This window comes from Streptomyces sp. NPDC048483 (assembly GCF_040651455.1).
Classification (GTDB): Bacteria; Actinomycetota; Actinomycetes; order Streptomycetales; family Streptomycetaceae; genus Streptomyces.
This window is the reverse complement of the sequence record NZ_JBEZJZ010000017.1, coordinates 97,535-117,140: the sequence shown is the minus strand read 5'-3', so window position 1 is coordinate 117,140 and position 19,606 is coordinate 97,535. Positions and strand designations below refer to the sequence as shown.

Sequence of the window (19,606 nt, the reverse complement as noted above, 5' to 3'; positions counted from 1 at the left end):
CAGGGCCTGGACGGCGAGGCCATGGCCGAGGAGCTGGTGATGGGCGGCGGGCAGCGCGTCGAAGCGCCTTCCGGCGGATCTTCGTGGCCGCGGCGCTGCTCGGCGCGGCGACCATCGGCGATGCGTTTGTGTACCTGCTGCTCCAGCGGCGGCTGGACTTCGCGGTCGGCTGGTTCCCGCTGCTGCCGCTGGGCGCCGCCGCGGTCTATCTGCTGCTCGCGGTGCCTGCCGGGCGGCTCGGTGACCGCATCGGGCGCCGGGTTCCCTTCCTGTGCGGGCATGCGGCGCTGCTCGGCGGCTATGTCCTGCTGGCGGCCACGGACTCGGGTCCGGTGCTGCTGGTGGGGGTGCTGTTGTTGCTCGGCGTGTTCTACGCGGCGACGGACGGCGTGCTGATGGCGCTCGCCGGGCCGGTTCTGCCGGCCGCGCGGCGGGCGAGCGGGATGGCGCTGCTGCAGACGGGGCAGGCGCTGTGCCGGCTGCTGGCGGCCGCCGGGTTCGGGGCCGCCTGGACGCTCTGGGGCACCGGGCCCGCGTTGATCACCGCCATCGCCGCACTGGCGGTGGCGCTCGCGGCGGCCGCCGTCCTGCTGCCCGGCCCACCGCACACGGAACGGTCCGAGCCCTCGCAAGGGCGGCAGCCCCCGGAAGGGCAGCCGTCGCACCCATGACCTCACCGAAGGGACCGACGTCCGTGTCCGCGACGCCCTCAACGGAGAAACAGCAGGACCGCCCCCGCCCGGCGCACCCCTCCGCGCGTGCCCCGCTCTCCCTCCGGGCCCGGATCGTCGCCGTGGTGGCCGGCGCGGCGGTCCTCGCCACCGTCGCCGTCGTCTACACCCTGGGCGCCGCCCGGCGCGCCGAACCGGCCGACGCCACCTCGGCCTTCGGCCTGGACCACGGCCGGCTGTACTTCCGCAGTACGGGCGCCGGGTCCGGCCGGGTGGCCCGGCTGCCCGCCCGGCCGGGTGCCGCCACCCGTATGTCGGCCCGCGCCGCCGAGCCGGCCGACCGCCGCACCACCGGCGGCCCCGCCTGCGAGCGCTTCCACGCGGCGGCCGGCACCGGCCTGTGCCTGCAGCGCCGCCCCGGCATCCCGCCCAGGTCCTACGCCGTCGTCCTGGACCGGCGGCTGCGCGAGAAACGGCGGATCGCGCTCACCGGTATCCCCAACCGGGCCCGTGTCTCGGCCTCCGGCCGGATGCTGTCGTGGACGATGTTCGCCACCGGGGACTCGTACGCCACCACCGCGTTCTCCACCCGCACCTCGGTCCTGGACACCCGCACCGGCTACCTCATCAAGAACGTGGAGGACATCCCGCTCACCCTCGACGGCCGCCGCTACCACTCCCCCGATGTCAACTACTGGGGCGTCACCTTCGCCCGCGACGACAACCGCTTCTATGCGACGGTCTCGACGAAGGGGAAGACCTACCTGATCGAGGGCGACCTACGGAAGTGGGCGGCGCGTACGCTCCGCGAGAACGTCGAATGCCCGTCGCTCTCCCCGGACAACACCCGGCTCGCCTTCAAGAAGCGGGTACGGGAGGGGGCCGACGATCCCTGGCGGCTGTACGTCCTGGACCTGCGCACCCTGCGCGAGCACCCACTCGGCGAAACCCGCAGCGTGGACGACCAGGCGGCCTGGCTGGACGACCACACCCTCGCCTACGCCCTGCCGGGGCGCGACGGCCGGCCCTCGGACATCTGGAGCGTGCCGGCGGACGGCCGCGGCAGCCCGTCCCTGCGCGTACGGGATGCGTCCTCGCCCGCGTTCGTCCGCTGACCGGACCGGCGCTCGTCCGCGTACCGGTGTCTCCCCCAAGCCCCGTCAGGGGCGGGGGTGTTGTCAGTGGCGGGTGGCACCATCGGCCGTATGACGCATTCGACGGATCTCACGCGTCCGACGCATCCGAGATCGTGGACACCCGGACGATGCGGTTCGAGATCAACGGGACCGCGGCCGCCCCCAGGGCGACGGGAGCCTGCCGTACGACGCACAATCGAAGGGTGGACGGCACGGAGGAAACCAACGACAGGCCCGGCGAGACCGGCGCGGGCGGCGATCCGGCCTGCTGGCTGCACCTGGTGTGCGACGCCTGCGGGCGGGTTCGCGAGCGCCCGGACAGCGAGGTGTGCGAGCACTGCGGCGCCGGGACGGGGAGCGAAGCCGAACCGCCCCCGGTCGCCGCCTCCGATTCCGCCTCCCGCCGGCGGGACCGGGACGAGCAGGGCCGGGCCCGTAACGCCCGGCCGCGGGACGGGCTGGGCCGCCCGCTGCCGTACGGCACGCCCGGCGTGGCGCGGCAGCCCGAGGGGGTGCCCCGTATGCCCGCACAGGCGCTGGCCGAGGCGCAGCGGCTGCTCGACGACGGGAAGCCGTTCCATGCACACGAGGTGCTGGAGGACGCCTGGAAAGCCGCACCGGAGGCGGAGCGGCAGCTGTGGCGCGGGCTGGCCCAGCTGGCGGTGGGCCTCACGCATGCGGCGCGCGGCAACGCCTCCGGCGCCGTGGCCCTGCTCGATCGGGGCGCGGCGGCCATCGCGCCGTACGCGGACACCGCCCCGTACGGCATCGACATCGCCGGACTGACGCTCTGGGCAAGGGAGTTGACGGGACGGGTGAGCGGCGAGACCGGCCCGGTGCCGGCGGCCGGGACGGCGCCCCGGCTGGGTACGGCCGGGTAGGCGCAGGCATGACTCCCGTGTGATCCGCGCCCCTCACTCCGGACTGCTCACTCCGGACTGCGCCGGCGACCGTGGCGCCGCCAGAGCAGGGCGCCGATCAGGGCGAGCGCCGCGGCGCCCGCGCCGCCTCCCCACACCGCGGTGGCGGAGTTCCCGGAGGAGTCCCGGCCTGCCTTCGGGTCGATGGTGTCGGTGGCCAGCGGGCGGACCACGGCGCGGTCCCGGGGGGCGGTCCGTGCCGTGCGCAGGGTGTCGATCGGGCGGGCCTTGCCGATGCTGTCGAAGCCCCAGTCGAGGAGGGCGCCCGCCTCCTTGTAGACGGCGTTGTTCTCGCCGGACCGCGGGTTCATGACGGTGACCAGCAGCGTACGGCCGTTTTGCCGGGCGGCGGCGATGAGCGTATTGCCCGCATGGGTCGTGTAGCCGTTCTTGACGCCGATGATGCCGGGGTAGGGAGTCAGGCCGTGCGTGCCGGCCAGCATCCTGTTGGTGTTCTCGATCTCGGTGACGCCGTCGCTGCCGGGGAAGCGGGCGCGGGCGGTGGCGCAGTAGCGCGCGAAGTCGGGATCGGCGAGTCCGGCGCGGCCGAAGACGGTCAGGTCGTACGCGGAGGAGACCTGGCCGGGGGTGTCGTAGCCGTCCGGGGACTTCACCGTGGTGTCGCCGGCACCGAGCTTGCGGGCGGTTTTCTGCATTTCCCGGGCCGTGGCGTCCCAGCCGCCGTTCATCGATGCCAGCACATGGACGGCATCGTTGCCGGAGCGCAGAAAGACCCCGCGCCACAGGTCGGCGACCCGGTAACGGCCGCCCTGCTCGATGCCGACGAGACTGCTGCCGTCCCCGACGCCCTCGAGGTCGGTGGCATTGACCTGGCGGACGGAGCCGGCCGGGAACTTCGGCAGCACGGTGACCGCGAACAGGGCCTTGAGGGTGCTGGCCGGGGGGAGTCTGCGGTGCGGCGCCTTGGCGGCGAGGACGTCTCCGGTGTCGGCGTCGGACACCATCCACGAGCGGGCGGACAGGTCGCGCGGCAGCGCGGGCACCTCGGGCGCGTCGGCGACCTGGACGCCCGGTCCGGACGAGGCGGGCGGGGCGGGCGAGGCGGGCGAGAGACGGCTGCCCGGCCCGGTGGCGTCGGGGTGGGCCGCGGCCGGTATGGAGGTCAGGGAGATACCGGCAAGAGCGAGTGCCGCCACCGCGGCGGCCTTCCTCGGGTACAGCGCATCGGTTGCCATGCCGTCACGCTAAGAACGGCCGTTGCGACCCGCAGCGTGGATGCGCCAGACGGACCAAGGGGCCACGAGGTGTCCGGCGTGTCGGTCCCGGGCCGTGGGGCCGGGGCCTGTCGGGCCGGTGCCTGTCGGGCCGGGACGCATCGGGTCGCGCCGCGTCGCACCTGCAAACGGCGACCCGCCCGGTGCGACGGGGGATGCACACCGGGCGGGTCTTGAGACCTTTCTACCTCATCGGACGGCAGTTACGCCTCAAAAGCTTGTTCGTTTCTCGATTCCCAGGCCACCGGCAGCGAAATCAGGCCATCTGCGCGCAGCGAGCGCCGACGCCGCAGTTCGCCCTGTGGAACGGCGAGTCGCAGGCCCGGGAAGCGGCCGAGAAGCGCGCCGAGCGCGGTTTCCGTCTCCATCCGGGCCAGCGGCGCGCCGAGGCAGTAGTGGATGCCGTGCCCCAGCGCGAGGTGCCCGGAGAGGTCCCGGCCGGGGTCGAACGTGTCCGGATCGGGGAAGCGGTCGGGGTCGCGGTTCGCGGAAGCGATGGAGAGCAGCACGCTCTCCCCGGCCGGGATCCGTACGCCGCCGATCTCCAGGTCCTCCATGGGAAAGCGGCGGATGGCCAGCGGCGCGGGACCGGAGTGCCGCATGGCCTCCTCGACCGCGGCCGGGAGTTCGGCCGGATTCCGGCGCAACTGGTCGAGCCGGGCCGGGCGTTCCAGTAGGGCGAGCACCGCATTGCCGATCAGGTGGACGGCGTTCTCGTATCCGGCGAAGAGGATCAGGAAGGCGAGCGAGGTCAGCTCGTCCTCGGTGAGCCGGTCGCCCGCCGTCCCGGTGGCGTCGTCGCGCGCCGCGATCAGGTCCGAGAGCAGATCGTCGCCCGGTTCCGCGCGCTTGGTGGCGATCAGGCCGGTGTAGAACGCCAGCATCGCCCCGATCGCCTCCTTCACCAGCTGCGGCTTGGTGGGGTCGGGGGTGATCAGGGCGTCCGTCCAGGCCCGGAAGTCGCGCCGGTCGCGCTGCGGGACGCCGAGCAGATCGCAGATCACGATGATCGGCAGCTGACCCGTGTAGTCGGCGATCAGATCCGCCGTGCCACCGCGCTCCTCCATGGCGTCCAGCAGCTCGTCGGCGACCCGCCGTACGGGCTCCCGCAGGGCGTCGACCCGCCGCGGGGTGAAGGCCTTGGCCACCAGGCGGCGTACGCGGGTGTGGTCCGGCGGGTCCATGTTCAGCAGGTTGGCGTCGAGCGCGGGCGGCAGCGCGAAACCGCGGTAACCGCCGGGCGCGGCATGCCGCTTGTCCAGGGAGAGCCGGGGATCGGCGAGGGCGCTGCGGACGTCGGCGTAGCGGGTGACCAGCCAGGCGGGCTGCCCGTCGGCCCCGGTGATCCGGTGCACCGGGCCGGCCTCGCGCAGCGCGGCATAGCCGGCGTGGGGATCGTCGAGGAGGGGCGTCACGTCGATGGGGGCGTCGGGGCCGGTCTCGGCGGTGTTCTGCATGGAGCCCGACTCTAGACGGACGGCTCCGGGCGCGTCGGGGGCGGGACGCGGCGCACCGCAACGGCGGGACGGCACCGGCGCCCACGGGCCGGTGCGGCCCCGGTCGGGTGGGTGGCCCGGACCCCCGTGCCGGGCCACCCGGTCTGTGTGGTCGCGCCGCTCCTAGCCGCGCGGTACGGAGCTGCGCTGCCGCAGCTCGGTGAGCACGGTCTCGATCAGCGGTGAGTGGTAGACATCCGCGACGAGCGCCAAGTGCTCGTACTCCGCGGCGAGTTCGGCGCCTTCCGTACCCGTACCGCTGCTGACCACCACACTGTCGGCGCCGTGGACGGGCACATGGCCGACCGCGCGGTTCTCCAGGCCGCGGCGGAGTGCGGCCGCCTCCGCGACGGCGGCCAGCTGGCGGTCGTCGAGCGAGACGGCGCGGGCGCGTTCGCGGGCGATGTCGACGGCGTCGGACTCGACATGGCCGCGGATACCGCGCTGGACGTCCCGGATCTCGGCCATCTGCCGGTTGGCGCGCCATTCGAGGTCGGCGAACGGCCAGCGCAGGGGTCGGCTCGACCGTTCCATGGTGACCTCGGGGGTCTGTGCGGTGACGGTCCGCCAGAGCGGGGACAGGCGGCGCAGCCGGCGCCAGGCGGCGGCGCGGGGGCCGGCGGCCGGGAGGGCGAATCCGGTGAGGACGAGGATCGCCGCGACCGAGGCGCTGAGCGGGGCGACGCCGTTGGAGAGCCAGAGCGCCGGGTGGCCCGCCCAGGACAGGGCGAAGCCGATGACCTTGCAGGCGCAGTAGGCCAGGCCGAGCCAGCAGCCGGCGGCCAGCACCCGCAGACCGCGCGCGAGCCAGGTGGCGCCGAGCCGGGCGGCGTAGCGCGGGCAGAGCGTCCCCAGGCCCGCCAGGCTCGAGCCGAAGATGGCCAGATACAGCACCAGGAAAAGCATCACGCCGGGAGAGTTGGTGTAGGCGGTGCTGAAGTCGCGGGGGTGCTCGACGGCGTCCGGGCGGCCGACCGCGAAGCCGGCGACAGCCACCGCCCACAGCGCGGCCACGCCCCCGACGGCGAGGCGCGCCCTGGTCCGTGCGCGGGCCCGCGCGGCCTCGCCCTCGCCTGCCGTCCAGCGCAGCAGCAGGACGAGCGCGCCCGCGGCGAACACCACGACGGCGGAGTAGAGGAAGACCATGGCGAGGTTGGCCACGCCGACCAGGCGGTCGAACCAGCGGTAGAGGCTGGGCGCGGAGAACAGGAAGACCGTCGCCACGCCGCCGTTCATCACACAGGCGAGGCCCAGATCGGCGTTGCCGCGGTCCCGGAACCAGGCGGCGGATTTGTACCCGACGATGGTCCAGGCGATGGCCGCGAAGGAGAGATAGATGACGTCAAACACGCCGCGGGCCCCCGTTCCCGACCGCGTCACCGTCTCCGGCCGGGTCACCGTCTCCGTCTTCGCCTGCGTCGGCGGCCTGCTGCGTGCGGATGTGCTGCAGGGCGGGCCCGAGGGCCGCCGCGAGTTCGGCCGCCTGCCCCTCCAGCGGGAGTTCGCGCTCACCGGCCGACGGCGCGACCCGTTCCATCAGCAGCGTGCCCAGTACCTCGGTCTCCCGCTCGGCGAGGTTGTCATAGCCGTGGTGCCGGGCGAGGCCCGCGGTCAGCCCCATCCGGCGCATGGCGGTGGCCACATCGACGGACGGGGTCCATATCCGCAGAGCGTCCTCCGTCATGGCCGGATCCTGGGCATGCCCGAGCAGCAGATGGCTCAGCTCGTGCAGCACGATGTGTGCCTGGTGCCAGGGCGACGTCTTGAGCTCGAAGAAGATCCAGTAGCCGTCGTCCGTGGCCGCCGTCATCCCCGAGACCACTCCGCCGAGGCTCATCGGCACCATATGGACCGGCCGTTCCACACGTGTGGCGACGATGTCGCACATGCCCCGCAGATCTGTGGCGGCGGGCAGCGCCAGCTCCTTGATCAGCTGCTTGCACCGCCTGCGTATCTGCCCCACTCGCATGCTCGTCCCGTCCTCGTGTCCGGCCCGCCGCCAGAAGGCGAAGATCTGGTCGCACTCGGCGGTCCCTGCCGGACCGCTCCCCGCCGGATCACTCCGCACGCGGCTCACCGTCCTGGCCCGGCGGCTCGGCCGGCAGGTCCATCTGTTGCCGGAACTGGGAAATGATCGTCGTCAGGCTGTCCTGCACCTCCGGCGGCAGCCCGACGGAGCGCAGCGCGATGGCCCGTACCCGCTGGTCGCGCATGGCTGCCAGGAAGCGGACCTCCTCCTCCACCCGCGCGGCCTGCGGCTGCGAGAGGTCGCCCAGCAGATAACCGACCGGTACGGCAAAGAACTTCGCCAGTGCGCGCAGCAGTTCCGGGCCGGGGTTGGTGCGCCGGCCGTTGCGCAGCATCGACAGATACTGCTCGGTGACCTTGACCCCGCCGTACTCCGCCGCGCCGCTGATCTCGTCGGCCACAAAGGCGTTGGTGTACGGGGCCCCGGCCGGGTGCATATGCGCGAAGAGATGGTTGAGCCGTTCCGCGAGCGTGCCGCTCGCCCCCTTGGACCGGCCGTCGCCCCCCACTGTCATGCCCACCGTCCTTCGGACTTCTCCGGGTCCCGCATGGCGCCCGACAGGCCTGGCCCAACGAGCAGTTAAGGACGCCGGAACTTCTCCTCTCATCCTTTCATGGGAGGAACGCGCCGCACCAGTCCACTTACGGACAGTGAGGGCTGCCGACTTAACCGGGAGTTGAGTTCACCCAGCGCATCCGGGACCGGTCACCTCAGCAGAGTTCCGCGGTGGTGAGCAGGCGTATCTGGGCCTCGACCCAGGTGGCGACCATCCCTTCGGGGCTGTCGTCGGTCAGGGCCTTGGACAGCGCGGTGACATGGCCCGCTGCGGTGTGCAGGCCGACGGTGGCGAGGCCGGCCGCCGCGTCGCCGAGGCGACGGCGGACGCCGGCCGGGACATGGCGCAGCCCGTGGTGGGCGGCGTCGGCGCAGGCGGTGAGTGCGGCGCGCAGGGCGTCGTCCAGAGGGGCGGGCGGGTCCTGCCCGTCCTCGGGGGCGGCGGCGAGGTCCGTATCGCCGGTGCCGGGTGCGAGGTCGGGGAGGACGGGGCCGTCGTCGGTGAGTACGGCGAGGGGGCTGATCGTGATGCGGCCTCCGGCGCGGCGGACCGGGCCGCTGAGGTAGCGGGGTGTGCCGAACTCGCCGTCCAGGGCGGCGGCCAGGCAGTCCAGCGCCGCCGGGCGGGCGCCGTCGTAGGTGGCGGAGACCAGCGCCGTCCTACCGTCGGCGTCCGCGATGACGGCGTCGAGGCGCTGGTCACCGGGGTCATAGCCGATGGCCCGTACCTCGGCGACGGGCACCGCCCGCACCAGCTCGGCCTCGACTCGGGGGCGTATCAACCTCGGGGGCAGTGCGGCCAGTTGGCGCTCCAGCGTTGCGAGGTCGGGGGCCGTTACGGAGGCGGGCAGGCTCTCCCAGGGCCGGGTGCCGCCCAGTGGGGTGACGCGGGTCCTGGCGACCCTGCTGGATGCCAGGCGCACGACCCGGCTCGCGCTGCGGGCCGCGGATTCGCTCACCACCTGCCCGGTGGCCAGGGTGCGCAGCGGTGTGCCGCCGAGCCTGCGGGTGGCGAGCTGGGCGCCGGTCAGGGGCGCGTCCGCCGGCTCGGGGACCGGCCAGCGCTTGCGGAGCACCAGGACCGTGCCGCTGTCGGGGTGCGCGAAGAACACCTCAGCGGTGCGCTCGGTGTCGGTGCCGCCGATCCGGCAGCCCAGGCCGGTGAGGCGGACCCGGCGCAGCGGCGTTTCGACGGGCTCGTCGCTGCCCAGGACCCGGGAGCGGGGGCCGGCGCCGCCGTTGACCGTCGCCCGGTGCCGGGCGTGGAGCTCGGTGAGCAGCTCCGCGAGGCGCTCGGGGCGGTGGCCGGTGGTGCGGTCGCGGTAGGCGTCCAGCTGCGCCACGAGGTCGGTCAGGGCGGCGGCCGGCCAGCGCAGGCCCTGGCCGTCCAGGTCGCGGGCGGCGCGGCGGAGCGAGGCCGTCGCCACGGCGCCGGCGTGCCGGGCGCCGTCGAGCAGCAGATCGTCGACGAGGGCGAGCACCGCTGCCAGACCGGGGTCGGTGCCGGGAGCGGCGGGGTCCTGCGGGGCGCCGCCGACGTCGAGTGGGACATCGCCGGCGTCCAGGCCGCGTTCGTCCGCCGCCCGGAATGCCCACACCGCGAGGACGATCATCTCGTGCCGGGCGGCGTCGGCGGCGTCGGTGTGGGCGTAGCGGACCTCGCCGGGGACCAGGAAGCGGACCGTGCAGGAGCGCAGTTCGGCGCGCGCCACGGGGTCGGCGGGCGTGGCGCGGACCAGCCGTGCCGGAAACCCGGAGGTGAGGGTGCGGCGGGCGGCGGCGAGGGCGGGCGCGCCGTACAGGGCGGTCAGGGTGTCGTCGTCGACGGCGCCCGGCGACCAGGGGGTGAAGGGCGCGGAGTCCTCGTCGGCCGTCGGCCGGGCGAACTGCCGCTGGTAGGCGAGGACGAGGCCGATGCGGTGCCGGCAGACTCCGGGCGCCGCGCAGGTGCAGGACGCCGTCTGGAGATCGGCGTCCAGGGGCAGCGCGGCGGTCACACCGTCGTCGAACCGGCCGTGTACGGTCCCGTCCTCGCCGACCTCGATGGCCGGTGCCGTTCCGGCGTCGAGGGCCTTGGCGGCGCGTTTGACCAGGCCGCGGTTGGCGAGCGCGGCGAGTGCGTCCGGGGTGAGGGTGAGGAGGTCGTCGCGGGTCATCGGCCCAGCCTTTCCGCGACGAACGCCGCCAACTGCCCGGGGGTCATGGCGCCGACATGGGCGCCGGCGTCCGCCAGCCGCTGCGCCAGGCGGCGGTCGTAGTCGGGGTTCGCCTCCTCGTCCAGCGCGGCGAGCCCGAGCACCTGCGTGCCCTGCTGTGCCAGCTCCCGCACCGTACGGACCAGCCACTGCTCGTCCCCGCCCTCGTAGAAGTCGGTGACCACCGCCACGATCGACCGGCGCGGGGTGTCGATGAGCGAGGCGCCGTACGCGACCGCCCTGGCGATGTCCGTGCCGCCGCCCAACTGGGTGGTCATCAGCAGCTCCACCGGGTCGGTGACGTCCTGGGTGAGGTCCACCACGCCGGTGTCGAAGGTGACGAGGTGGGTGCGCAGCCCCGGCAGGCCCCACAGGCAGGCGGCGGTCACCGCGGAGTGGATCACCGAGGACGCCATCGAGGCGGACTGGTCCACCAGGAGGATCAGCTGCCACTGCTCGACATGGCGCCGGGTCCGGGAGAAGAACCGGGGGGTCTCGATGGCCACGCGGCGGGAGACGGGGTCGTAGTGGGCGAGGTTGGCCCGGATCGTGGCGTGGAAGTCGAAGTTACGGGCCTGCCGGAAACGGCTCGGCCGGCGCGCTCGGGTGCCGGAGAACGCCTGCCGGATCTCGGGCCGGAGGCGCTCCATCAGATCGCGGACCACCGCTTCGACGATACGCCGGGCAAGCGCGAGCACCTGAGGGTTCATCAGGTGCTTGGTGCGCAGTACCGCGCGCAGCAGCGTGGCGTTGGGCTCGATACGGGCCAGGACGTCCGGGTCGGTGACCACCTCCTGGATTCCGTAGGTCTCGACGGCGTCCCGCTCCAGCCGTTCGATGGTCTCCTTGGGGAACAGGCGGTGGATGTTGTCGAGCCACTCCACGGTGGTGAGCACGGAGGGCCCGGAACCGCCGTCCCGATCCCGGTCGGCCGCGCCGGCGGTTCCGTCGGCTCCGGCAGTTCCGTCGGCGCCGCGGACCCCGCCGATCCGTATCTGCCGTCGGGCCAGGTCCGGGTCGCGGCCGTAGAGCCACTCCAGCGCGGCGTCGCGCTCGGTGTCCTCGCCCTTCGGCGCACCCGTACGGCGCTCGGCCGGGGCCCCGAGAATCAGACGCCAGCGTTCGAGCTCCGGGTCCGGTGCAGTCATGATGTCCCCTTTGCTGCGGGTGAGTTGGCGGCCGCGGCCGGGCCGAGCCCTTCTCTGGCCAGGAGGCGGGTGACGCGGTCCTCCAGCGCCATGGCCTCGGCGGCCACCAGGGGGTCGGCCGCCGTCCGGGTCAGCGCCCTGGGCGAGCCACGCAGCCCCCGGCGGTCCAGCAGCCCGCGGGCGATCGTCTCGCGTTCGCGGGGCGGGAAGTACGCGAACGCCTGGCGGAGGGCGGGCAGCGCCACCAGGAACTCGTCCCCGGTCATGGCGGCGACCACGGTGTCGAGCACCCCCAGGACGCTCTGGCCGCCGCCGACCAGCACCTCGGCCCTGGCCAGCGCGAACAGCCCGGAGAGCCAGTCACCGAGCACGGCGGGGCCGGCGGCCGTCCCGGCGATCGCCCTGCCGGGGTCGACGCCAGGGCCGTGGCCGTGGTCGGCCTGGTTGCCGTCGGCGGCCTTGCCTACGCCGTTGCCGTCGCCGGCGCCGTTCCCTTCCGTGCCTGGTGTGCCGTCGCCGTCCAGGGACCAGCACAGTCCGAACGCGGCGCCGCGCAGATCGGGCGGCGCCGTGGTGTCCGCGCTGATCCGGCGCGCGGTGGCCAGGACCGGCGCCCGGTCCAGGCCGAGCTGCTGCCCGGCGTACACCAGCGCGTCCCGCACCGCCGCCAGCGCGGAGAGCCTGGCCCGGTCGGCGGGGGCGGGGCCGCCGTGCACCCCCTCGGCCAGCCACAGGATCCGGGTGACGGCGGCGCCGATGACGGCGCCGAGCAGCGGGCTCCTGGCCACGCCCAGGAGGCGGTCGTGCCGCCACAGGCCGAGCACGCTGGCCAGCGCCCTGCCGAGTTCGCCCAGGTCCACCGCCTGCGCGACCCCGGCACCGATGGCCTCGACCGTGCCCTCGGCGAGCTCGGCGAGCCCACAGAGCGCGGCGTCGAACAGCACCTGGGCAAGCAGCCCGGCGTCGCCGCCCACGAGGGTGATCCGCTCCCGCAACAGCGCCGCCGCGGCGTCGCGCAAGGTGGCGCCGTAGGCCCCCGCCTCGATCAGCCGGGGCAGCCGGCGGTCGGCCGGGGACAGCTGCCATCGCTCGTTCAGGACGAGGTCGGCTCCGGAGTCCGGCCCCGACTGCCGCAGGTATCCCGGAATGTCGAGCACCCGCAGCCGGTGCAGTACGCGGCTGCGGCGCAGGCTCCGGTCGTCGGCGAGGTCCAGGGTCAGGGCCGAGGTCCCGCTGGGATCGAGCCCGAGGCGTTCGAGCTGCGCGGTGGCGTCGTGGACCAGCGGCGGCGCCGGGGTGTCCGGGTGGAGCCGGCCGACCCGGTCGCCGCTGAACGTCGCCGTCAGCTCCGCCACGACGGGGTGGGCGTCCGGGGCCAGCGGGCCGCGCGCGGACCACGGCAGCCGCTGCCCGAGATCGTCCGAGACCAGCGTCCCTGCCAGGCCGTCCAGCACATCCGTACGGGACGGGGTGCGATGGCCGCGCAACCGGGCCAGGCCCTCGGTCATGGCGCGTGCCGCGATGAGATCCGCCGTGGACACCGCCTGCCCGCGCCGCCGCAGCCGCGTCACGGATTCCTCGGCCAGTCCGTCGGCGGCGGCCTGCGCTCCGCCGTCCCACAGCCGCTGGTAGTACTCCGGCGACGGCATGCCCGACTGGTAGCCGGTGAAGGCGTCCAGGCGCCGGAAGGAGTACGGCACGAGGAAACTGGACGCCACCGCGTCATCGGGCGGCCGCGGCACCTCGGGCCAGTCGTTGTCCGCCGCCTCCCGGTCACACAGGGCGCGCAGGGCGGGCTGGTGGAAGCCGCCGGTGACCACCACGACCGGCCGGTCACCGGCCTCGGCGACCGCCGCCCTGACCCATCGCGCCATGTACGCCTCGCGGGCCTCGTCGTCCTCCCCCGCACGCTGCTCCCCGCGGATCAGGTCGAAGTACGCCGACAGCCGCTCCGCAAGCCCCTTCTCCTCGCCCTCCTCGCCGCCCCGTTCCCCGTCGGCCTCGAAGAGGTGGTCCCACAGGACGTCCTCGTTGTCGATCGCGAAGGTCCTGCCGAGGTGGGCGACCGCCTCGGCACCCCAACGGTCCGCGTCGGCATAGCGGTTGCGGCGCCGCGCGAACGCCGGGTGCCAGGCGGGCAGGTCGATGAACCGCACCTCGGCGCCGCTCGCCCGGCCCTCGGTGAGCGCCACCCACTCCGGGGAGTACGCACACATCGGCGCCCAGGAATTCTGGTACCGCTCGCCGTCCCGGTAGGAGCTGAAGACCGCGATCGGCAGTTCATGGCCGAGCAGCAGCTCGTCGATCCGGTCGTTGACGTCGGCGGGCCCTTCCACCAGGACGAACGCGGGGCGCAGCGTGGCGATGGTGGAGGCCACCAACCGGGCGCAGGCCGGGCTGTGATGGCGGACCCCGACGAACGTGGCGCTCACGTGGCCGTCACCCCCTCACCGCTCCGGCAGGAGGTGCCGGGCGCGGTGCAGGGCCTGCCACTGCTCGCCCTTCTTGCGCGGCACCCGCTGCTCGAGATAGCGGCGCAGCCGGGCGAGGTCCTCGGCGTTGTCCTTCGCCGCCGTGCCCGCCAGGCACTCCACGATGTCGGCGGGCGTGCCCGCCTCGCCCCGCAGATACCAGCCGCGCAGCCCGACGGCGTGCGCGACCGACACCGCCTCGGCGGTGCTCATCACCGTCGAGAGCCGGTCCGTCGCCCCAGCGCCGTGTCCCGTCTCCCCGCCGCCGGTGCGCAGTTCGCGGAACGCGGTGACCAGCACCTCCAGTACGTCCCGGGGCGCGGGTACCGCCACCCCGGAGCGCCGCAGCAGGGTGTTGGCCTCCTGCTCGACCAGGTCGAGTTCGGTGGCCAGGTCGGCGATGGGGAACACGGTCTCGAAGTTGAAGCGGCGCTTGAGGGCGGCGCTCATCTCGTTCACGCCGCGGTCCCGGGTGTTGGCGGTCGCGATGACGTTGAATCCCTCGGCGGCGAACACCATGCCGTCGGCGCCGGTCAGTTCGGGGATGGCGAGCGCCCGCTCGGACAGCAGCGAGAGCATCGAGTCCTGGACCTCGAGCGGGCAGCGGGTGATCTCCTCGAACCGGACGATCTTGCCGTCGGTCATTCCGCGCAGCATCGGCGCGGGTACCAGGGACCGCAGGGAGGGCCCCTCGGACACCAACAGGGCATAGTTCCAGGAGTACTTGATCTGATCCTCGGTGGTGGCCGCGCCGCCCTGGACGGTGAGGGTGGACTCGCCGCTGACGGCGGCCGCGATCAGCTCCGACAGCAGCGACTTGGCCGTGCCCGGCTCGCCGACCAGCATGAGACCGCGGCTGGTCGCCAGGGTGACCAGCGCGCGGTCGACCAGGGCGGGGTCGCCCACGAACTTGCGGCTGATGCCGCGCTTGTCGTCCCCGGCGATGAACCGCCGGGCGGCATCCAGGCTGAGGGCCCAGCCGGGCGGCCGGTGACCGTCGTCGGTGTCGCGGAGCCGGGCCAGTTCGTCCGCGAACCGGACTTCGGCGGGCGGCCGCTGCGGGGTCGCGGTCGCCGCGGGCACCCTCGGCGCGGAATCGGGTGGTGGTGTCACGATGTGATGCCTCACGGTTCAGGAGGTTGGCGCGGCCGGTTCGAGGCCAGGTCGACGTGGCCAGGTCGGCGCGGTCAGGTCGGCGCGGTCAGGTCGCGGCCAGTCGTAGTGGGTTTGCGGTCAGGTCGCAGTGAGTTCGCGGTCAGGCCGCCGTCAGGCCGCAGTGAGTTCGCGGTCAGGTCGCGGTCAGGTCGATGAGGTCGGTGAGCAGTTCGCTGACGGTCACCTGGTCGAGGCCGGCGAAGCGCAGTGCGCCGCGAGCCCTCCCGCGCCGCGAGCCGGTGGCGAGGTCGCGGAGGTGGACGCTGGTGATGGTCTGCTCGGGCCGTTCATAGGGCGCCCGGACCACGATGCCGGGGTTCAGCGCGACCACCACGGCGCGGTTGCCGGGTATCTCCCGGGAGATCCACGGCTGGACACCGCCGTCCCGGGGCGCGGCCCGTTGCCAGCCCCGCTTTTCCAGGCCGAGGACCTTGCCCGTGGGCACGGTGATGTCGTGAAAGCGCTGGAGTGCCGGGCCGTCCCGCTCGTCGTCGGTCAGCTCATGGACGGGCCGGTCGAGCTGGGCGAAGGGCTGGAGGATCTCGTAATCGGCGAACACCTCCGCCCAGTTGTGCACGGCGGCCAGATGAACGGGGTGGACGATGCCGACCGTCGCCGCATCCGGCAGGGCCAGCGTCTCGTCGTCGACGTCGGCGAGGGTACGGTCCTCCGCCAGGCGGAAGTCGCGGCGGACCTCGCCGTACTCGCCGGTCCACACCACCCGCCGGGCGAGGTGCCACAGCAGCGGATGATCGGCGAAGGCCGCGCGGAATTCGGCCAGCGACCAGCGGTGCTGGCTGACCATCGCCCGCTCCATACGCCGGATCTGGTCGGCGGCGACCACCCGTACGTCCTTCTTCAGCCCCGTGAACCGCCGGTGCGCCAGCGGCCCGAGGACCTGGTCGTCGCGCACGCCGGGCCGGGGGAGGTTCTTGCGCCGCTTGCCGTCCTCGTCGGTGACGCAGGGCCGCAGCTGCTCGTCGAAGCCGGCGGTGAACCGGCGCCTGCCGTAGTCGAGGACCAGGCTGCCGTTCTGCTCCAGCCCGAAGCCGGGCACCAGCCGCTCGGCGAACTGCTCCGCGGTCAGCCCACGCTCGCCGGCAAGCCGTTCGAGGTGCTCCCAGGCCGTCTTCTTGACACTGCTGTGCTTGGTCCGTTGGGCGATCCCGCTCAGATGCATCAGCGCGACGTCGTTCCCGATGGCGGCCAGCACATCCACCCCGGCCATGGCCTTGCGGTAGTGGCCCCGCCGCGGCCAGGCGCGGATGAGATGGGTGAGCTCGCGGGCCGTCTCGTCGCCGCCGAGCCGTTCCAGCGCGGCCGGCGCCCAGGCCGGTTCCTGGGCCGACTGCCGGAACAGCGCCCAGACGAACTCGTCCAGCGACGCCGGTTCGCACAGCTCCTTGACGACGTCGATGCCCGCATACGCCTCCCCCGCCGGGCCCTCCTCACCGGGCTTGGCCAGGGCGAGCATCCGCACCAGGTGCCGGACGGCCGACACCGGCAGCGCTTGGCGGCTCCCGCGCACCAGCACCTGCGGCAGCAGATGGACATCGATCTCGTCGCCCGGGACGGGCTCCGCACCGGCCTCGCCCCCGCGCCCCCGGGGCGGGTCCACCAGCACGCCGGGCAGCGCGTCCGGCGCGGCCTCCGCCACCCATTCCCGCGCCCGCAGCGCCGTCCCGATCGCCTTGCGGTCCTGGTCGGAGAGGGTCGGTACGACGTCCTCGACGAGCGTGGGGTGGGCCTTGAGGTGTTCCCGCAGCAGCCGTCCGGCCATCCGCGCCCTACGGGACGCGCCGGTGGCCGCGCCGGCCAGCAGCCGCAGCGTCCGCACCGGGAACCGCTGCTTCGCTTCCAGTACGGCCGCATGGACGCCCGGCCGCCCGAGCCGGGAGGCGAGCGCACCGAACGCCTCGTCACCGGGCATGGCGGCCAGCGCCCCGTACACGTGGTTGAGGTCCCAGGGAACGTGCACGCGGTTCTCGTCGAGCAGCGCGACCAGCGTCGGCACCAGCGCGGGGCCGACCCCTTCGGCCACCGTCTGCGCCACCGGCGGAATCTGCAGCCAGGCCTCGCTCTGCCGCTCCCGCAGCAGCGCGAGCTGCTCCCCCGAGCCGAGCGCACACACCAGCAGGTGCGAGCGCCGCGCATAATTCGCGGTCAACGGGGTGGCCACCAACTCGTCCGCCCAGTCCCCCCGGGTCGGCACCAGGTAGGAGACCACCACCCGCTGATACTGGGTCAGGCGATGGTCCGCCAGCGCCGCGACAATCTGCTCGTGCTCCGTCTCGTCGGCGGCCGCCAGCAGCTCCCGCGTCCGGCGCGCGGCTCCCTCGATGTCCTCGAAGCCGGAGGCCGAGTTGTCATCGCCGAGGACCGTTACCCAGCCGTCGAAGGTCGGCTTCTTCTCCCGTGTCAGGACGAGGACGCGGCTGAGCTCCGCGGTCGCCACAGCGGCGAACGGCAGCCCGTGCTGCGCCGCCCAGGCATCCGTGAAGCCCTCGCACTTCTCCTCGTCCCACCCCGACATCGACCAGACGATCGCCGCGACCACGGCCGCACCCAACGGGTCCGGCTCACCGTTCAGATGGGCGCGCGCCGCGTCCGCCATCTCCTTGTCGCTCGACGCGTGCTCCAGCACCCCGTCCAGGTCGCCCCGGACCTTCGCCAGCCTGCGCCGGATGGCCCCCGCCGCACGGGTGTCGATCTCGACCGGCGGCCCGGCAATCCCCCCGCGCCGCACATGGACCCGCTCCCGCCACGCCTCGGGAACGACGAACGTCTCCGCGTCCACAGCCCCGCCCCCGACGTCGCTCCCCCGCTCCGACCGGTCCATTTCCTGCCTCCCCGTTGAACATCAACATCGTGGGAACCAAGACTAGTTGGGGGGTCTGACAACGCCCCGCGGGGGAGAGGCAGGGCCGCCGGAGCAGGGCTGACGGACGCGGGCGTACCGGTCGTGGCCGTACGGCGGCGACAGGATCGGAGGGAGGGGGCGCCCGGCGTGCGAAAACGGGGCGGTGGTGGAAACGGGGCGGTGGTGGAAACAGGGGCGAGCACGGGGCTGCCCGCGGCATGAGAAAAGGCCCGTCGGCTCGGGATCTTCCCGAAAACCGACGAACCTTATCTGTCCGTCGGGACGACAGGATTTGAACCTGCGACCCCTTGACCCCCAGTCAAGTGCGCTACCAAGCTGCGCCACGTCCCGTTTGCCCGTCCTGGCCGGGTACATCCCCGGACCGACCGTGCACGAGAACAATACCCCATGTCAGAGGGTGGGCGCCGCCATATTCCGGCGCGGCGGACCGGACGGCCGGGCGGCGCAGATGAGTACCCGTACTCATGCGCCTGCGTCACGGCGCCGCCACGCTACGCGCATGACTACTCCATCGATTCAGCGGCCGACGACCACGGCGTTCTTCGTGCAGGCGGCGATCTCGTTCGGGCTGTCACTGGCGGCGTTGACCATCGGGATCATCAGGCTGCCGGTCGGACCCTGGGAGCGCGGGTTCCTCGCACTCGGCCTGGTCTTCGTGGTGTCCTCGGCGTTCACGCTGGCCAAGTGCGTCCGTGACCGGCAGGAGGTCGAGGAGGTGACGAACCGGGTGGACAAGGCCCGGATCGACAAGATCCTCATCGAGCAGGACGTCTTCAAGTCCGGCCAGGTCTGAGGCGGGCCCGAGGCAGGCCGGAACCCGGCCCGATTCCGGCGACCGGGGTTCGCGAGGCACTGCGTCCGCGGCCCCCGGCTTGACCTCAAGGATACTTGAGGTTGCACGCTCGTCGTATGACGCACGCAACCAGCGCGACAACCGGCGCGAGCGGATTGGCTCAACTCCCCCACCTCATGGGCCTGATGACGGGCGATGAGAAACACGGCCCGGCCGCCACCTCCACGCTCGATGCCCTCTGGGTGCTCTACGACCGGGTGCTGCGGGTCTCCCCCGCCACCGTCGCGGACCCCGACCGGGACCGCTTTCTGCTCTCCAAGGGTCACGGCCCGATGGCCTACTACGCCGTGCTGGCCGCCAAGGGCTTCTTCCCCACCGACTGGCTGCCGGGCTTCGGCTCGTACGACTCGCCGCTGGGCCATCACCCCGACCGGGAGCTCGTGCCCGGCGCGGAGATCGGCAGCGGCTCGCTCGGGCACGGGCTGCCGCTGGGCGTCGGCACCGTCCTCGGACTGCGGGCCCAGGGCCGTACGGCACCGGCCGTCTGGGTGCTGACCGGCGACGCCGAGCTGGACGAGGGAAGCAACCACGAGGCACTGGCGTACGCGGGCGCCACCGGGCTGGACCGGCTGCACACCCTGGTCATCGACAATTCCTCCGCCTCGCACGCCCGGCCCGGCGGGATCGCCGCCCGCTTCGGGGCCGCCGGCTGGTCCGTGGCCACCGTCGACGGCCGCGACCACGAGGCGCTGTACGGGGCCTTCAGCGCGCCGCACCCGGGCCGCCCGCATGCGGTGGTCGCCCGCGTGGAGCCCAAGGACGCCTGACCGGTGCCCCCGGGCCCGGGCCCGGGCCCGTTCTCCTGCCTCCTCTGCTCTGCCCCCCTCCTCTGCTCTGCCCCTCTCCCCTGCCTCCTCCCCT

At 73.6% G+C, this 19,606-nt stretch carries 15 protein-coding genes and 1 tRNA gene; 5 read left to right on the top strand and 11 right to left on the bottom strand.

The features are described 5' to 3' along the window. The 3 genes from AB0D04_RS12340 to AB0D04_RS12330 form a co-directional block, all read left to right on the top strand. Positions 1 to 671 (top strand): MFS transporter (locus tag AB0D04_RS12340; protein ID WP_362702156.1); only part of this gene is annotated, 671 nt, incomplete at its 5' end. Between the two features lie 113 nt (positions 672 to 784). Next, entirely contained in the window at positions 785 to 1,786 is a 1,002-nt protein-coding gene (locus tag AB0D04_RS12335) for a hypothetical protein (RefSeq protein WP_362702176.1), read from the top strand. 224 nt (positions 1,787 to 2,010) lie between these two features. Continuing rightward, the gene (locus AB0D04_RS12330; protein WP_362702154.1) at positions 2,011 to 2,688 is read left to right on the top strand and encodes a DUF309 domain-containing protein; all 678 of its coding nucleotides are present in this window, start codon (positions 2,011 to 2,013) and stop codon (positions 2,686 to 2,688) included. 47 nt (positions 2,689 to 2,735) lie between these two features. Here the strand turns inward: AB0D04_RS12330 and AB0D04_RS12325 are convergent, their stop codons facing one another. The 11 genes from AB0D04_RS12325 to AB0D04_RS12275 form a co-directional block, all read right to left on the bottom strand. Beyond that, positions 2,736 to 3,923, bottom strand: a complete 1,188-nt coding sequence (locus AB0D04_RS12325) for a serine hydrolase (RefSeq protein WP_362702152.1) — start codon at positions 3,921 to 3,923, stop codon at positions 2,736 to 2,738. A gap of 242 nt (positions 3,924 to 4,165) precedes the next feature. After that, positions 4,166 to 5,419 (bottom strand): cytochrome P450, encoded by a 1,254-nt coding sequence (locus tag AB0D04_RS12320; protein WP_362702150.1) that lies wholly within the window; start codon positions 5,417 to 5,419, stop codon positions 4,166 to 4,168. Positions 5,420 to 5,581: 162 nt separating this feature from the next. Beyond that, positions 5,582 to 6,808, bottom strand: a complete 1,227-nt coding sequence (locus AB0D04_RS12315; protein ID WP_362702148.1) for an MAB_1171c family putative transporter — start codon at positions 6,806 to 6,808, stop codon at positions 5,582 to 5,584. Next, positions 6,801 to 7,421, bottom strand: a complete 621-nt coding sequence (locus AB0D04_RS12310) for a hypothetical protein (RefSeq protein WP_362702174.1) — start codon at positions 7,419 to 7,421, stop codon at positions 6,801 to 6,803. Before AB0D04_RS12310 ends, AB0D04_RS12315 begins: the two co-directional genes overlap by 8 nt. 94 nt (positions 7,422 to 7,515) lie before the next feature. Continuing rightward, positions 7,516 to 8,001 carry a helix-turn-helix transcriptional regulator gene (locus AB0D04_RS12305; RefSeq protein WP_362702146.1) on the bottom strand — a complete coding sequence of 162 codons (486 nt, stop codon included), beginning with the start codon at positions 7,999 to 8,001 and terminating at the stop codon, positions 7,516 to 7,518. A gap of 196 nt (positions 8,002 to 8,197) precedes the next feature. Further along, entirely contained in the window at positions 8,198 to 10,198 is a 2,001-nt protein-coding gene (locus tag AB0D04_RS12300) for a hypothetical protein (RefSeq protein WP_362702144.1), read from the bottom strand. Continuing rightward, positions 10,195 to 11,385 (bottom strand): VWA domain-containing protein, encoded by a 1,191-nt coding sequence (locus tag AB0D04_RS12295; RefSeq protein ID WP_362702142.1) that lies wholly within the window; start codon positions 11,383 to 11,385, stop codon positions 10,195 to 10,197. The genes AB0D04_RS12300 and AB0D04_RS12295 overlap by 4 nt, the downstream gene beginning before the upstream one ends. Continuing rightward, entirely contained in the window at positions 11,382 to 13,817 is a 2,436-nt protein-coding gene (locus tag AB0D04_RS12290) for a DUF5682 family protein (RefSeq protein WP_362702140.1), read from the bottom strand. Before AB0D04_RS12290 ends, AB0D04_RS12295 begins: the two co-directional genes overlap by 4 nt. Before the next feature lie 15 nt (positions 13,818 to 13,832). Further along, positions 13,833 to 14,939: an AAA family ATPase gene (locus tag AB0D04_RS12285; RefSeq protein WP_362702172.1), complete on the bottom strand. Its 1,107-nt coding sequence runs from the start codon at positions 14,937 to 14,939 to the stop codon at positions 13,833 to 13,835. Between the two features lie 205 nt (positions 14,940 to 15,144). Next, positions 15,145 to 17,850, bottom strand: a complete 2,706-nt coding sequence (locus tag AB0D04_RS12280; RefSeq protein ID WP_362702138.1) for a DUF4132 domain-containing protein — start codon at positions 17,848 to 17,850, stop codon at positions 15,145 to 15,147. A gap of 298 nt (positions 17,851 to 18,148) precedes the next feature. After that, positions 18,149 to 18,222 (bottom strand) — tRNA-Pro (locus tag AB0D04_RS12275). Positions 18,223 to 18,391: 169 nt separating this feature from the next. Here AB0D04_RS12275 and AB0D04_RS12270 point away from each other — a divergent pair. Both AB0D04_RS12270 and AB0D04_RS12265 read left to right on the top strand, forming a co-directional pair. After that, a complete protein-coding gene (locus AB0D04_RS12270) occupies positions 18,392 to 18,685 on the top strand; it encodes a YiaA/YiaB family inner membrane protein (protein ID WP_362702136.1) in 294 nt (97 codons plus the stop codon). Between the two features lie 116 nt (positions 18,686 to 18,801). After that, complete coding sequence (locus AB0D04_RS12265) at positions 18,802 to 19,512, top strand: transketolase (protein WP_362702134.1); 711 nt, start codon at positions 18,802 to 18,804, stop codon at positions 19,510 to 19,512. Positions 19,513 to 19,606: the final 94 nt, after the last annotated feature.